Origin of the sequence: Mesorhizobium sp. M1A.F.Ca.IN.020.06.1.1 (genome assembly GCF_004023265.1) — a bacterium.
Lineage (GTDB): Bacteria > Pseudomonadota > Alphaproteobacteria > Rhizobiales > Rhizobiaceae > Mesorhizobium.
The window spans coordinates 1-15,160 of sequence record NZ_RZSR01000025.1; the positions used below are offsets into that span (position 1 = coordinate 1).

13 protein-coding genes are annotated in these 15,160 nt (G+C 59.7%); all 13 read left to right on the plus strand.

The window, feature by feature from the left end; translation table 11 throughout:
• Nucleotides 1–389: 389 nt before the first annotated feature.
• Nucleotides 390–2,009, plus strand: a complete 1,620-nt coding sequence (gene ccoN / locus EOA60_RS02385) for a cytochrome-c oxidase, cbb3-type subunit I (protein WP_091595783.1) — start codon at nt 390–392, stop codon at nt 2,007–2,009.
• On the plus strand, nt 2,009–2,740 hold the full coding sequence (ccoO, locus tag EOA60_RS02390) for a cytochrome-c oxidase, cbb3-type subunit II (RefSeq protein ID WP_091595781.1): 732 nt from the start codon (nt 2,009–2,011) through the stop codon (nt 2,738–2,740). Before ccoN ends, ccoO begins: the two co-directional genes overlap by 1 nt.
• Before the next feature lie 11 nt (nt 2,741–2,751).
• Nucleotides 2,752–2,901 (plus strand): cbb3-type cytochrome c oxidase subunit 3, encoded by a 150-nt coding sequence (locus EOA60_RS02395; RefSeq protein WP_024502864.1) that lies wholly within the window; start codon nt 2,752–2,754, stop codon nt 2,899–2,901.
• Nucleotides 2,902–2,903: 2 nt separating this feature from the next.
• Nucleotides 2,904–3,767: a cytochrome-c oxidase, cbb3-type subunit III gene (gene ccoP, locus EOA60_RS02400; protein WP_029354960.1), complete on the plus strand. Its 864-nt coding sequence runs from the start codon at nt 2,904–2,906 to the stop codon at nt 3,765–3,767.
• 166 nt (nt 3,768–3,933) lie between these two features.
• Entirely contained in the window at nt 3,934–5,493 is a 1,560-nt protein-coding gene (gene ccoG, locus EOA60_RS02405) for a cytochrome c oxidase accessory protein CcoG (RefSeq protein ID WP_029354962.1), read from the plus strand.
• Nucleotides 5,490–5,987 (plus strand): FixH family protein, encoded by a 498-nt coding sequence (locus EOA60_RS02410; protein ID WP_091595779.1) that lies wholly within the window; start codon nt 5,490–5,492, stop codon nt 5,985–5,987. Before ccoG ends, EOA60_RS02410 begins: the two co-directional genes overlap by 4 nt.
• Nucleotides 5,984–8,272, plus strand: a complete 2,289-nt coding sequence (locus tag EOA60_RS02415) for a cation-translocating P-type ATPase (RefSeq protein ID WP_091595777.1) — start codon at nt 5,984–5,986, stop codon at nt 8,270–8,272. Before EOA60_RS02410 ends, EOA60_RS02415 begins: the two co-directional genes overlap by 4 nt.
• A complete protein-coding gene (gene ccoS, locus EOA60_RS02420) occupies nt 8,269–8,424 on the plus strand; it encodes a cbb3-type cytochrome oxidase assembly protein CcoS (protein ID WP_084831491.1) in 156 nt (51 codons plus the stop codon). The genes EOA60_RS02415 and ccoS overlap by 4 nt, the downstream gene beginning before the upstream one ends.
• 238 nt (nt 8,425–8,662) lie before the next feature.
• Entirely contained in the window at nt 8,663–9,391 is a 729-nt protein-coding gene (locus EOA60_RS37325) for a hypothetical protein (RefSeq protein ID WP_128344425.1), read from the plus strand.
• Nucleotides 9,388–10,569, plus strand: a complete 1,182-nt coding sequence (gene ubiM, locus EOA60_RS02425) for a 5-demethoxyubiquinol-8 5-hydroxylase UbiM (RefSeq protein WP_189350574.1) — start codon at nt 9,388–9,390, stop codon at nt 10,567–10,569. The genes EOA60_RS37325 and ubiM overlap by 4 nt, the downstream gene beginning before the upstream one ends.
• A 271-nt stretch (nt 10,570–10,840) precedes the next feature.
• Nucleotides 10,841–12,646, plus strand: a complete 1,806-nt coding sequence (locus EOA60_RS02430) for an EAL domain-containing protein (protein ID WP_245459151.1) — start codon at nt 10,841–10,843, stop codon at nt 12,644–12,646.
• Nucleotides 12,612–13,034 (plus strand): transposase, encoded by a 423-nt coding sequence (locus EOA60_RS37330; protein ID WP_259979747.1) that lies wholly within the window; start codon nt 12,612–12,614, stop codon nt 13,032–13,034. The genes EOA60_RS02430 and EOA60_RS37330 overlap by 35 nt, the downstream gene beginning before the upstream one ends.
• A 1,075-nt stretch (nt 13,035–14,109) precedes the next feature.
• On the plus strand, nt 14,110–15,160 hold a 1,051-nt coding region (locus EOA60_RS02440), incomplete at its 3' end, for a DUF6600 domain-containing protein (RefSeq protein WP_348632701.1).

Here is a 15,160-nt window from a genome sequence, read left to right on the forward strand (position 1 = left end):
GCGTTGATAGGGACGACGACCAATCGCCAGGTGTGTTTCGGCACATACCGGCGAAGCACGGTCCTTAAGCTGCCACGGCTCGGCCGAACGATCGCGTTCGTTTCCAATGGGATCCGAACAACGTTTGGCAGGGCATCGGCAATAGCATCCAACGCGTCGCAGAGCCTCAGCTTTCGCCTCAATCGATCGCGTCTGCGCCCGCCCAACCCAGGGAACGCCTTCCATGAGGGGGTGAGCCCGCGCTGCGTTCCTCGTTCATTCGCCACCTGCTGATTGCGCCGCCGACACAAAATCGTGCGGCCTGACATAGATCAGGGCGAGGGGGCGGCGGCTGCGCAATTAGTGCGCTGCGGATTTGGCATCCACCAGATTCGAGATCGGGATCTGCAATGAAATTCGGCACAGAGATCGTCCTTCTAAGCGTGTTCGCTTTTGCGGCCCTGGTGGCCGCCGGCTTCGGCGTGGATGAACCTTTCCGCCGACATATGTGGGTGTTGTTCTTCGCAGTGGCTGGTTTCACTGCGATCCTGTTGCGCAACACGGAGTTCAAGCCAGCAGCTCCGATTGACCCATCCGCTTACATGGATGGTCCGATCCGCTACGGCGCGATCGCCACCGTGTTCTGGGGTGTCGTCGGGATGCTGGTCGGCGTGGTGATCGCGCTTCAGCTCGCCTATCCCGATCTCAACATCCAGCCCTGGTTCAATTTCGGCCGTTTGCGGCCGCTGCATACATCCGGTGTCGTCTTCGCCTTCGGTGGCAACGCGCTGCTTTGCACGTCTCTGTATGTCGTGCAGCGCACCTGCCGCGCCCGCCTCTTCGGCGGTGATCTCGCCTGGTTCGTCTTCTGGGGCTACCAGCTGTTCATCGTCATGGCCGCGACCGGCTATCTGCTCGGCATCACCGAGGGCCGCGAGTACGCCGAACCCGAATGGTATGTGGATGTCTGGCTGACCATCGTCTGGGTCGCCTACCTCATTCTGTTCCTTGGCACGATCCTGAAGCGCAAGGAACCGCATATCTACGTCGCCAACTGGTTCTACCTGTCGTTCATCGTGACCATCGCGATGCTGCATGTGGTCAACAACCTGTCGATGCCAGTCTCGTTCCTGGGCTCCAAGAGCTACTCCGCCTTTTCCGGGGTCCAGGACGCGCTGACCCAATGGTGGTACGGCCACAACGCGGTCGGCTTCTTTCTCACCGCCGGCTTCCTTGGCATGATGTATTATTTCGTGCCCAAGCAGGCGAACCGGCCAGTCTATTCGTACCGGCTGTCGATCGTCCATTTCTGGGCGATCATCTTTCTCTACATCTGGGCTGGCCCGCATCACCTGCACTACACCGCCTTGCCAGATTGGGCGCAGACGCTCGGCATGGCGTTCTCGATCATGCTGTGGATGCCGTCCTGGGGCGGCATGATCAACGGCCTGATGACGCTGTCCGGCGCCTGGGACAAGCTGCGCACCGATCCGATCATCCGCATGATGGTGATGGCCGTCGCCTTCTATGGCATGTCGACCTTCGAAGGCCCGATCATGGCGATCAGGGCGGTCAATTCGCTGTCGCATTATACCGACTGGACCATCGGCCACGTCCATTCGGGCGCGCTCGGCTGGGTTGGCATGATCTCGTTCGGCGCAATCTACTACATGGTGCCGAAGCTCTGGAACCGTCACCGGCTCTACTCGCTGCGGCTCGTCACTTGGCACTTCTGGCTGGCGACACTCGGGATCGTCGTCTACGCCTCGGTCATGTGGGTGTCAGGCATCATGCAGGGCCTGATGTGGCGTGAATACGACCAGCAGGGCTTCCTGGTCTATTCCTTCGCCGAAACCGTCGCTGCCATGCACCCATACTACGTCATGCGCGCCATCGGTGGGGCCATGTACCTCTCCGGCGCCCTTATCATGGCCTGGAACATCACCATGACCATCCTCGGCCACCAGCGCGAGGAGGAGCCGATGCCGAGCCCCGTCGCCATCCGACCTGCGCGATCAGGAGCCAGGTAATGGGCTTGATGGACAAACACGCAATCATCGAGAAGAACGCCACGCTTCTTCTCGTTGGCTCGCTGCTCGTGGTGACGGTCGGCGGTATCGTCGAGATAGCGCCTCTCTTCTATCTCGACAATACGATCGAGAAGGTGGAAGGCATGCGCCCCTATTCGCCGCTCGAACTTGTCGGGCGCAACATCTATATGCGCGAGGGCTGCTTTCTCTGCCATAGCCAGATGATCAGGCCGTTCCGCGACGAAGTTGAGCGCTATGGCCACTACAGCCTGGCTGCCGAGTCCATGTACGATCACCCCTTCCAGTGGGGATCGAAGCGCACCGGGCCGGATCTCGCCAGAGTTGGCGACCGCTACTCGAATGCATGGCATGTCGCGCATCTTACCGACCCGCGCTCGGTGGTGCCGGAATCGATCATGCCGAGCTATGGGTTCCTGAAAGACACGCCGATCGACGTGAAGGATTTCTCGACGCATCTGGTCGCCAACAGGCGTGTAGCCGTCCCTTACACCGATGACATGATCGCGCACGCCAATGCGGATCTGGCGGCGCAGGCCGATCCCAATGCCGACACATCAGGCCTTGAGGCGCGTTACCCCAAAGTCAAGATCGGCGACTTCGACGGCAACCCGCAACAGGTCACCGAAATGGATGCCCTGCTCGCCTACCTGCAGATGCTTGGCACACTGGTCGACTTCAAAAATTACGACGAAGCCGCCGGCTACCGCTGAGGAGAACGCTGATGACCTACAATTTGATGCGGGCGTTTGCCGACAGCTGGGGCCTGGTTGCGATGGCGCTGTTCTTCGTCGGGTGCATCGCCTTTGCCCTACGCCCCGGCAGCCGAAGGCTGGCCGACGAAGCTGCCCGCATTCCGCTCGAGGACGAGTGATCATGAGCGACGAGCACATCGATGAGGTCTCCGGCGTCTCAACCACCGGCCATGAATGGGACGGCATCAGGGAGCTCAACAATCCTCTGCCGCGATGGTGGGTGATTACCTTCTACGTCACCATAGCGTGGGCGCTCGTCTATACGACCGCATACCCGGCATGGCCGATGCTGACCTCGGCAACCAAGGGCATGCTCGGCTATTCAAGCCGTAAGGACGTCAAGAACGACCTTGCCGCGGCCGAGGCCGCCAAGGGCAAGTATGTTGCAGCCATCCAGGCAAAGAGCGTCTCGGAGATCTTGACCGACGATGCCTTGCGCGAATTCGCGGTCGCTGCCGGGGCTGCCGCGTTCAAGGTCAACTGTACGCAATGCCACGGCTCCGGCGCTCAGGGGTCGAAGGGCTTTCCCAACCTGAATGACGATGACTGGCTCTGGGGCGGCAGCCCCGACCAGATCAAGCAGACGATCACGCACGGCCTCCGCTTTGCTTCCGATCCGGACACGCGACTGTCAGAAATGCCGGCCTTCGGCGACATCATCACCGCCGACCAGATCGCACAAGTCAGCGCCTACGTGGCCAGCCTTTCCGGCAAGGTCCGCGATGCAAGTCTGATCCAACCCGGCGCCAAGGTCTTTGCCGAGAACTGCGTCGCTTGTCACGGCGACAATGCAAAAGGCAACAGGGAATTCGGCGCCCCCGACCTGACTGACGCGATCTGGCTTTACGGGTCCGGCGAGACGGCCATCGCCGCCCAGGTTCGTGCGCCAAAGCAGGGCGTCATGCCGGCCTGGGTTGGCCGTCTCGGCGAGATCAAGGTCAAGGAACTTGCAGTTTATGTCCATTCGCTTGGCGGCGGAGAATAGGAATGGAAGCCCTATTCTTCGGTCACCCCTGCCAAGCGGACGAGGCCCGGCGCGAGCCGGGCCTCGACACCATTCCTAATGCGATCTGCACAACCCGGCAAGGCTGTCCTACCGCGAGGCTTTTCGACAGGTGCCCCTGACATTGGCTGGGAAAGTGGAGTTGCACGTGCGTGACAAGACGCAGTTGACACGGCTCGAAACAGAAACTGTCAATGCCGCCAAAACCCGCAAGCCCCTTTATGCCGCGCGTCAAAAGATCTTTCCGAAGCGCGCCTCGGGCAACTTTCGCCGCTTCAAATGGCTGGTGATGACGATCACACTTGGCATCTATTACCTGACTGCGTGGCTGCATTGGGATCGTGGCCCATTTGCCCCGGACCAGGCCGTGCTGCTCGATCTCACCAATCGGCGCTTCTACTTTTTCTTCATCGAGATCTGGCCGCAGGAATTCTTCTATGTGGCCGGCCTCCTGGTCATGGCCGGTGTTGGACTTTTCCTGATTACCTCTGCTGTCGGCCGTGCCTGGTGCGGCTATGCATGTCCGCAGACCGTGTGGGTCGATCTGTTCCTTGTCGTCGAGCGTGCGATTGAGGGGGACCGCAACGCCCGCATGAAACTCGATGCCGGCCCCTGGACCGCCCGCAAGCTGATGCTGCGGGTCTCGAAACACGCCATCTGGCTTGTCATAGGGGCGGCGACCGGTGGCGCCTGGATTTTCTATTTCGCTGATGCACCAACACTTGTGGGCGAGCTTTTCACCGGTACCGCCGCACCTGTCGCCTACATCACCATCGCCGTGCTGACGGCGACGACCTACACCTTCGGCGGCCTGATGCGCGAACAGGTCTGCACCTATATGTGCCCATGGCCGCGCATCCAGGCAGCCATGCTCGATGAGAATTCGCTCACCGTCACCTACAATGACTGGCGCGGCGAGCCGCGATCGCGCCACGCCAAGAAGGTGCAAGCCTCGGGGCAGTCCGTCGGCGACTGCGTCGACTGCAATGCCTGCGTCGCGGTCTGCCCAATGGGAATCGACATTCGCGACGGCCAGCAGCTCGAATGCATTACCTGCGCGCTGTGTATCGACGCCTGCGACGGCGTCATGGACAAGCTCGGCAAGGAGCGCGGGCTGATCTCCTACGCGACGCTCTCCGACTACAACGCCAACATGATGCTGGCGACCGCAGGCGGCTCCAGTTCAATCAATCCGTCGCTGGTCAGGACTGCTGTCGGCACCTTCTCCGATCAGGTGGCGCATTTTCACATTCGCAAGATCTTCCGGCCGCGCACCTACGTCTACATGGGCTTGTGGTCGCTGATCGGGCTGGGCCTGCTCTATTCGCTGCTGACGCGCGATCGGCTCGAACTGAACGTGCTGCATGACCGCAATCCGCAATTCGTCACACTATCCGATGGCTCCATCCGCAATGGCTATAGCGTCAAGCTGCTCAACATGATCCCTGAGCCAAGGACAATCGTCGTCACCATGCAGGGTCTGGAGGGTGCCGACATGGTCGTCGTCGGCGACGACATCCCGGCCGGCCGGTCTTTCGCCATCCCGGTCGAACCCGACCGCCTGAAAACGTTGAAGGTCTTCGTTCGCCAACCGGCGGACCAGATCCACGCCCCGGCACAGACCTTCAAGTTCCGTGTCGAGGATAAGGCGAGCTTCGAGTCGAACGAGTACGCCGCCACATTCAACGCGCCAGAGGCCGCCAAATGACCGCCAATGCCCAAAAGCCTCGCGAATTCACCGGCAGGCACATGCTGGCCATCATTCTCACCTTCTTCGGGGTGGTCATCGCGGTCAACCTGACCATGGCCACGCTCGCCAATACGAGTTGGACCGGCCTCGTCGTCGAGAACACCTATGTGGCCAGCCAGCAATTCAACAAGGAGGCCGAGGCCGGCCGCGCTCAAGCAGCGCTCGGTTGGACCGGCAAGCTGACCATCGCATGGGGCGAAGTCCGCTACAGCCTCTCCGACGCTGCAGGCAAGCCGGTTCCTCTGCACGGCGTCAAGGTGCTGTTTCGTCATCCCGCCTACGAGAAAGAGGACAAGTCCGTCACGCTCGCCCTCGCCTCCGGCCAGGAGTTCGCCGCCCAGCATATGCCGAAGGACGGCGTCTGGATCGTCGAAGTCGACACCGATGCCGGCCTGACACGACCCTATCGCGACGTCCGCAGGATTATGATTTCTCATGGAGCGCTGCAATGAGCTGTTGTGCACCGGGCGCTGAAATGGCGCTGGATCTGAACGGCGCCACGTCGGTCCTGCCATCCAGCCAGGAGATCAGGTTGGCGAGCCGATCGCTTGGCGATGATCTTCGGCAGACCGATCTTTCAGTGCCGACGGTTCATTGCGCCGCCTGTATCCAGACGATCGAGGCGGCACTTGGAAAGCTCGATCACGTCGAAAGCGCGCGCGTCAACCTGTCGACGAAGCGGGTCGCGGTCCGGTGGCGAGGAGACGAGGTGCCACCCTTCGTCGCCGCGCTTGGCAGGCTGGGCTACGAGGCGCATCTGTTCACACCCGAGGTCGATGACAAGGACAAGACGCTTGCCGAACTGATCCGCGCTGTCGCTGTTGCCGGCTTTGCGGCGGGGAACATCATGCTGCTTTCGGTCTCTGTCTGGTCCGGCGCCGAAGGTGCTACCCGCGACCTGTTTCACTGGGTCTCGGCGCTGATCGCCATTCCTGCCCTCGCCTTCGCCGGCGGAATCTTCTTCCGTTCGGCCTGGAATGCTTTGCGCCATGGTCGCATGAATATGGACGTGCCCATCGCGGTCGGTGTTTCGCTCGCCTATGCCATGAGCCTCTATGAGACGATCAATCATGGCGACCACGCCTATTTCGACGCGTCGGTATCGCTGCTGTTCTTCCTTTTGATCGGGCGCACGCTGGATCATGTGATGCGGGAGCGTGCCCGGACTGCCGTGAAGGGCCTGTCTCAGATGGCCGCGCGTGGCGCAATGGTGATGCGCGGCGACGGCGCGCGCGACTATCTGCCGGTCGGCGAGATCGAACCAGGCATGCGGTTGTTGATCGCGGCCGGTGAGAGGATCCCCGTCGACGGCAAGATCATCCAGGGAACGTCGGATCTCGACTGCTCGCTGGCCTCAGGCGAAAGCACGCCGAAAAACGTGGCGCCGGGCGAAGCAGTACAGGCCGGCGTGCTCAATCTTACCGGCCCGCTGACGATCCAGGCGACAGCCGCCGCAAAGGATTCGTTCCTGGCGGAGATGGTTCGGCTGATGGAATCCGCCGAGGGCGGTCGCGCGCACTATCGCCGCATCGCTGATCGCGTGTCGGCACTCTACGCGCCCCTGGTTCATCTCACCGCCTTCGTGACATTCCTGGGCTGGATGGCGGCGACCGGCGACTGGCACCGGGCGATGACGATCGCCATCGCTGTTCTCATCATCACATGCCCCTGCGCGCTCGGCCTCGCCGTGCCGATCGTCCAAGTGGTCGCGGCGCGGCGGCTTTTCGAGAGCGGTATCATGGTCAAGGACGGTTCGGCCATGGAGCGCCTCGCGGCGATCGATACTGCCGTGTTCGACAAGACCGGCACGCTCACGCTCGGCCAGCCCCGGCTGGTCAATGCGGACTCGATTGATCCGGGCATGCTGGCAATCGCCGCCGACATGGCCGCGCATTCGCGTCACCCGTTTTCAAAGGCCATGACCGGCTTTGCCGCTCCTGGCGGGCAACACAAATTCGATGCCGTCACAGAGCATCCGGGGTTCGGGATCGAAGCCACTGTCGCCGGAAGCACCTGGCGGCTGGGTCGACGCGGATGGGCTGGATGGAAGGCCCGGACCGGAGGTGAAGGCAAACATGGCTATGGTGGAACGGCCCTGACAAAAGACGGGTTCATTGTCGCGACCTTCGATTTCGAGAATGCGCTGCGCGCCGACGCGGCGGCGGCGATCAAGCGATTGAACGATGCCGGGGTGTCGATGCAAATGCTGTCGGGCGATACCGCCGCAGCCTGCGCCGAAGTGGCAAAGCTGCTGGATATCGACGACTTCGTTCCGTGCCTGCTGCCATCGGGCAAGCTCGAACGCATCGAAACCCTCGCGAAAGTTGGGCACAAGGTTCTGATGGTTGGCGACGGCCTCAACGATACGCCGGCCCTGAGCGCGGCGCATGTCTCGATCGCACCGGCCACCGCCGTCGACATTGGCCGCAACGCGGCAGACTTCGTCTTCCTGCGCGAAAGCCTCCTGGCGGTGCCGCTCGCCCTGGGCGTCTCGCGCAAGGCAGGAAACCTGATCCGGCAGAACATCGCAATCGCAATCGTCTACAATGCGGTGGCAGTACCAATCGCCATCCTCGGGCACGTCACGCCTTTGATAGCGGCGATTGCCATGTCTGCCTCATCGCTGCTTGTTATTGGAAACGCATTGCGCTTGCACGGCTTCATGGCGAATGCGACGGTGCAAGTTATTCAAAAAGTCAGACGCTCCGCAGTCGGCTATTCGGCACAATCCTCGTGACGACCTTGCTCTATCTCATACCAGTGGCCCTTTTTCTGGGTGCACTGGGCCTGTCCGGCTTCGTCTGGGCATTGCGAAGCGGTCAATACGAAGATCTCGACGGAGCCGCCGAGCGGATACTAATTGATCGGGACGACAAACCGGGACGCTGATTTCAATCCGCTGTGCATAAGATGCGCGGATCCCGCTCGTCAGTCGAGCCGGCTCGGTCGGGAACAAGCTGTCCATGCTCCATGACCAGCTTGACCTAAGCTGGGCACTACATTGATTTGTGAAAATCCACTGTCGTGCGAAGGACTGCCTTCCCATGCACCCAGTATGAGGCGGCTGATGCCGCGAGAGTACCTCGCGCGGCCGGACGAGCTTCGCACTGTGCGCACGGGTAACAAGTTGAGCGTCGCGATCGATCACCCGAGCGTGAACTACCAGTGCCGGTTGATCGTGCCCTGGCTGATCCAGATCAGGGTCATATTCGCATCAGTGGTGCTTTATAGGCCAGTCTTCGAAGGAGAATGCATGACTTATGTATCGCGGCCAGACGCGTCCACCTCTGATGGGGTTGCATGCTTCATTGCCGATCCATGCCAATTTCCGGCCCTGCGCCTTGCAGCAATGCGGTCACCGAAACTCAGCGCAGATCACGGTGTTCCGCACGTGGTATCCACTCGTCACGACGATAATAATAGGCAGAATCCCATGAGCGCCGTTCACATCATCGACTGCCACAACGCGAATGACTACTTCGCCGACAGGGCGGACGGACCGATCACACAGAAGATGCTAAAGACTGTCAACATCCGCGCGGAGCTCCACATTGCTTTGGACCGAAAGCATTTTCGTGAGGCTGTAGTCCAAGCGAACAAGGCGAAGTGCGACGTGCTTCACATCGCTGGGCACGGCAATGGAGACGGGATCGCTTCGTCCAGTGGGCGAGGTAGCCTTCTTTGGGCTGACTTCGTAGAAATGTTCCAAGGCTCGGATCCAGCGCCGAAGATCCTCGTGATGTCAATGTGCTGCGGAGCATCATACGCGTTGGCGGCGGGCACGGAGCTCAGCGGATGTCAGTCGGCTCAGTTCCACCGTTACACGAGGATAGCCGACGGGATGGCGGCACGCTGATGGGCTCTGACGACAATTTTGACATCGTTGTCGTTGGAGCCGGGCCGGTCGGCCTTTCGTTCGCTGCGTCGCTTGCCCAAAGCGAACTCAAGGTGGCAGTTGTTGAACAGAACACATTCGATAGTCTGGCGAATCCGGCTTTCGATGGTCGCGAAATCGCGCTGACCAACGCTTCGATCAGAACCCTTCGCGAGCTCGGCGCCTGGGATGTCATCCCGGCTTCGGACAAATCAGCAATTCAAGGCGCGCGCGTGCTCAACGGCTCGAGCGCATTCGCTCTTCGTTTCGATCCTCCCAGCAACTCTGGAGAACCGCTGGGGGTTTTGGTTCCAAATTGCCGGATCCGCGAGGCGCTGTTCAAAATCGTCCGCTTGCAGGATCGCGCCCGGCTGTTGTGCGGCCACTCGGTCGTCGATGCAACAAACAGCCAAGAAGGAGCAGTCGTAACGCTCTCTAATGGCGCGCGTTTAACTGCTCGGCTTGTTGTTGCCGCGGATTCGCGTTTGTCCGCCACGCGTGATCTGCTGGGCATCGGCGCCGATATCAACCGGCTTGGCCACTCGATGCTGATTTGCCGAGTGAGGCACGAGCGCGCCCACCACCAGATCGCCATCGAATGGTTCGATCACCATCAGACGATAGCGATATTGCCCCTCGCGGAGGGCGTGTCGTCGCTGCTGCTCACATTGCGCTCAAACGAGGCCTATAGACTGCTTGCCTTCGATGACGATTTGTTCCTGTCGGAGTTGACGAAACTGTGTCGAGGGCGCCTTGGAAAAATGACCTTGGCAAGCAAGCGCCATACCTATCCGCTGGTCACGACCTGGGCGCACAAATTCCGGGCCCCGAGCGCCGCACTCATCGGCGACGCTGCCATCGGCATGCACCCGGTGACCGCTCACGGATTCAACATCGGTCTCAGCAGCCAGAAGCAACTCGCCCGTGGAATCATGACTGCGTGCCGCGACGGCCGCAATGTTGGCGACCCCGACATGCTGCACATATACGAAAGGCGGCTGCGCCTGTCGGCGGCGCCGCTCTACCATGCAACGAACATACTGGTTGGACTCTACTCCAGAGACCACCTGGCGGCACGGCTTGCAAGGCATCTGGGGCTTCGCTTTGCCCAACATGTTCCCCTTGTCCGGCATGGGATTTCGGCGGAGCTCCAGCGGTGATACTGCACCAGCAGTTGCATTTTGCGCGATGTGCTGGGCGAGCGATGGGAGAGAGTGCATCATGCGCCGGAGTAATCCTGCTCCCGACGCTGATCTCCGATTGAAGAATTAACCCGTCCTTCAGGGGGGCTGCATAGGCTGCGGACAAGCAGGAGTAAGCAAGCTGACCCGTCCAGCCCTGGAAAAAGAAGATCCGCTGGAGGCGAGAATCCTTCAGGACCAGCTCGCTGATCTGAGGGCAGGCCTTTTCGTCTCAATGCCGATAAGCATTGTGCTGTCCGGGCTGATTTTGACCGTGCAGGCCCTTTCCGGGAACGGTCTTGCTGGCGCGGCCTGGTTTTCGGTCGTTAATGCGATAAATGCCGCCCGCCTTGCACTCGCCCGTCATCAGCTGAAGGAACCCGGAGTCCAGGATGATCTGACACGGGTTTGGCTGCGGCTTCGCTGGTTTGGCAGGCTTGCTCTTCTGGCGGGATTCACCTGGTCATTCCTTGCCGTCCTAACGGCTGGGTACACGACGTCTCAAGCATCGCTGCATCTAATAATTCTGGCGGGCATTTCAGCTGGCGCGGTCACGTACGGCAGCTCATATGCTGCGGCAGCGATATACTTCATCACACCGCCACTCCTCATTGCCGCCGCATGCTTGCTGACGAAGGGAACCCTGGAAAACTACATTCTGGCTTTTGCCGTCCTGCTTTTCGAGGGCGGCCTGGCTCGAGCCTCGTTCGTTGGACAAGCGCGCTTCCGTGACGCGAGCCGCCTGAGACATCAAGCCGAGCGGCTTGCCGCGGAAATGGAGCGCAATTCCAGGGAGGACCATCTTACCGCGCTCCTCAACAGGCGCGGCCTCGAACATGCAATCGATCAGTTTGAGAACACTGATGGGCCCTTTGTGGCCATGCTGATTGATCTGGATGGGTTCAAATCTGTCAACGATACCTACGGTCACAGAACGGGTGACGAGCTGCTTGCCAGGATCGCCCGCCGAATAGAGGAAGAAGCACCGGAGGGCTCAACGCTCGCCCGCATCGGTGGCGATGAATTCGTGCTGGTTTTTTCCTCGCTTAGAAATTCGCCTTCTCCCAGCAATCTCGCATCCAATCTCATATCCAAGCTTGCTCGCCCCTATCCTGGCGTCGCCTCCGTCCGGATCGGGGCATCCATAGGAATATACTCGGCTAAAAACCCGGGGCTGACGGAAATGTTGTTGCGGGCGGACATCGCCCTTTACACAGCTAAGCGCCGTGGCAGGAACGAATTTTGCCTGTTCGATGCCGAGCTCGACCGGGAACTGCAACGCCGCCAGTCAATCGAACGCGATCTTCATTCGGCGATAAAGACGAGAAGCTTGGGCCCTTGGTTCCAGCCAATCGTAAGACTCGACACCGAAGCTGTGATCGGTTTTGAAGGGTTGCTAAGGTGGTCCCATCCGATTCACGGTTCCATCTCTCCGCCCGAAATCATGACAGCGGCACGCGAAACCGGAATGCTCCAGCTGCTAACTCAAGCTGTATTTTCCGAATGTTGCGCTTTTATCGACGCCTTGGTGAAAGCTGACTGTCGTGATGTTCGTGTGACGATGAACGTTTCACCGCGCGAATTGGAGGCCGGCGATATCGACGAAATGGTTCTGAATGGTCTGGCGGCAAAGGACCTCCCTGCAACGATGTTCGAAATTGAGATAACAGAAGAATCGCCCGTGGACCCGGACAGGGTCGATGAAAAGCTCGGACGGCTTTCACATGCCGGCATTTCCATCGCGCTCGATGTCTTCGGCACCGGCTTTTCCACGTTGGCATCGCTCAAGGACAGTCGGATAAGGAAGGTGAAAATAGACCAGGGCTTCATTCGCGGTTTAGCCAAATCGCGGGAGGATCGGCTGCTTGTCAAAACCGTGATCGATCTTGGTCGGACGCTCGGGATCGAGGTCATGGCCGAGGGCGTCGAGACAGAGGCGGATCGGCAAACTCTGCACAAGCTTGGCTGCAAAACCGCTCAGGGCTTCCTGTTCTCCAAGGCGGTGCCACTCAGCCAAGCGCTTGGTTTGGCAGTTAAAGAGCGCCAGGAGTTGTGACCGGCATCCGCCATTCGCTCACGCGCGCCACCTCGCCGGGTTCAGCGGTATCCTGCAAGTGGATGGCTACTCGGCCTATACCAACCTGGTCAAGGCACGGGACAAAGCCGGCAGCAATGAAACAATCCGGCTCGCCGGGTGCTGGGCTCACCTGCGGCGCAAATTCTACGACCTGCACATCAGCGGGATCTCGCAGGGCCGCGACGGGTTCGATCACCGCCATGACCGAATTGTGGAAGGTCGAGACAAGGTTCGTGGCAAGGATGCTGGAAGCCGCGCCGCGCTGCGTCAGGAAAAGTCCGTGGCCATTGTCGCGAGCCCCTTCGATCTATGGGAAGCGGAACTGGGCAAGGTCTCGGGGAAATCCAAAACCGCCTTGCGGGGCTGACCTTCCATCTGGTCCGTGGTTAGCTGATAGGCGGTTTATTTGTCGTGCAACGTGCTCTTTCAGCCTAAGCTGCTCCACGCGTGGGGTACCAAATGTCAGACTTTCACCACTAGGAAATCGCGAACGGGCGCGGCGCTTACTGGCCGCATTGCCGCAAAATAGCGTCGGAAGGTGGGATCGGCGTGACGTTGTTACTCAGAGTGAGTGGTCCCGAGAGTTGAGGGCAGAATCGAAATTCGCGTGTTCCTATAGCGCATCTCCGATCGGGGGCCATCGCCACGAGCAGCAGATGAGGCAATGCGAAGCTTGGTCGATCGACAGAGTGATGCGGCACGACATCCATTTCCTACCAGCCCATTCCCCCCGATACAGCCGCGCGTCTACTCGAACCTAGAGCTGTCGAGCATGAGCAAACACCGTCCTTGTTGTGTTCTGAGAACTCCAGCTTTACCTCGCCGAATGGCAGCTCGCAAATGATGCAATCAAAAGTGTGCATACCGCGGCAGCGACCACATTGTTTCAGTCTTTTCAACAGCGTAAGAATCTGACGGTATTTTTGACGGTACTCACTGGTTGTGTGAGTTAAATTAAGTAATTGAAACAATCAGGTACGGCCTTAATTGATGATTGAATGGGAATGATTCAGGCCCATCCGAACACCGCTGAAATTGCGCCAGAGTTCGATCTAAGTCGCTGAGATAAAAAGTAGTTTTGGCCGGCAAGCTTCGCCGGTTATCGGTGTGCGTCGTTTGGAGCTGCCGCACCGGTTGCCGGACCTCACCCACATTGCCACGATGATTTTTGACAGTACCGTCACGTCATAGAGGGCTTCTGACGGTCCCTTTTCCACGCCAAGCAGCTGAAAACTAAAGGTAAATTCTGCAAATCAGCCCTCAAAACCTGATGACGGTACTTTAAGCTTCCGCGAAGTTCGGCCATCAGGCGATTACGTTCAATGGCTCGCCATAGCTACCATTTGCAAGGTCCACGAGCCCTGGCGGGAGCAAGGCGGAACAATCCGATTGCCGGCGAGTTTTTAAGATGAAGGGCGCATCTGTTTCGGAGGAAGACTGGGATGAAACGCGTCCTTGCCCAAAATGCGGTACGGCTGATGCTGGGCGGCGTAACCGCCTGTCTGCTTACGGTCGTTGATATCCCCAACCCGATTGCACCATTCTCGCTAGTGTCGCAGGCAAGGGCCGCCACCGAGGTTTCGATCAGCACATTCTACGAAGACCTGTCGTCCCATGGCGATTGGGTCTCGTATCATGGAGCGACCGTTTTCGTGCCAGTTGATGTACCTGACGATTGGCGCCCGTATACCTTGGGCCATTGGGTCTATACAGAGGAGTATGGCTGGCTCTGGGTATCCGACGAGCCATTCGGCTGGGCGACGTACCATTACGGCCGGTGGGGCTATGCCGACGATATCGGCTGGTACTGGGTTCCGGGCACTCGCTGGGCGCCAGCATGGGTAACTTGGCGTCGTGACAGGGAGCACATCATTTGGGCTCCGCTGCCGCCGCGCCGTGATCCGGACTTGATTTCAATCGAGGTGACCTTCGACACGACGCCGGATTATTACTGGGTGGTAGTCCCTAGCCGCGAATTCCTTGCTGCCGACGTTTCTGTCGCCGTTATCCGTGATAGGTCCGAGTTTGTGCGGATTGTCGAGGCGGCCCAGCCGGCCGGCGACGTGACCATCCAGAACAACGTGGTGATCAACAAAGTCATTGATGTTGATGTGATCGAAAAGGAGACGGACCAGAATGTGACTGCCGTCAAGGTCAGCAAGACCGACGCGCCCGAGCAGTCCGGCAAATTGGAAAATGACACGGTCGCGGTCTTCGAAGGTGAGGTGAAAGCCGACCCCAAGGCAAAACCAGCTAAGCTAAAGGACATCGAGCAGGTGAAGCAGGTTCAGGCTGGCCGTAAATCGAAGCCGACCGAAGGCGCAAGGGCCGATGGGGCGGAGCCGGAAGAGACCGCCAAGCCTGAGCAACCCGCCGCCGAGCAGCAGCAGGCCGAGCCGGAACAGGCTGCCAAGCCTGAGAAGCCGAAGGCCAAGAAGCAGCCCGCCGCCGAGCAGCAGGCCGAGCCGGAACAGGCGGCCAAGCCCGAGAAGC

Coding starts and splice junctions, on each gene's coding strand:
- ccoN (WP_091595783.1), top strand. CDS start 390: ATGAAATTCGGCACAGAGATCGTCCTTCTAAGCGTGTTCGCTTTTGCG.
- EOA60_RS02410 (WP_091595779.1), top strand. CDS start 5,490: ATGACCGCCAATGCCCAAAAGCCTCGCGAATTCACCGGCAGGCACATG.
- ccoP (WP_029354960.1), top strand. CDS start 2,904: ATGAGCGACGAGCACATCGATGAGGTCTCCGGCGTCTCAACCACCGGC.
- EOA60_RS02415 (WP_091595777.1), top strand. CDS start 5,984: ATGAGCTGTTGTGCACCGGGCGCTGAAATGGCGCTGGATCTGAACGGC.
- EOA60_RS02395 (WP_024502864.1), top strand. CDS start 2,752: ATGACCTACAATTTGATGCGGGCGTTTGCCGACAGCTGGGGCCTGGTT.
- ccoO (WP_091595781.1), top strand. CDS start 2,009: ATGGGCTTGATGGACAAACACGCAATCATCGAGAAGAACGCCACGCTT.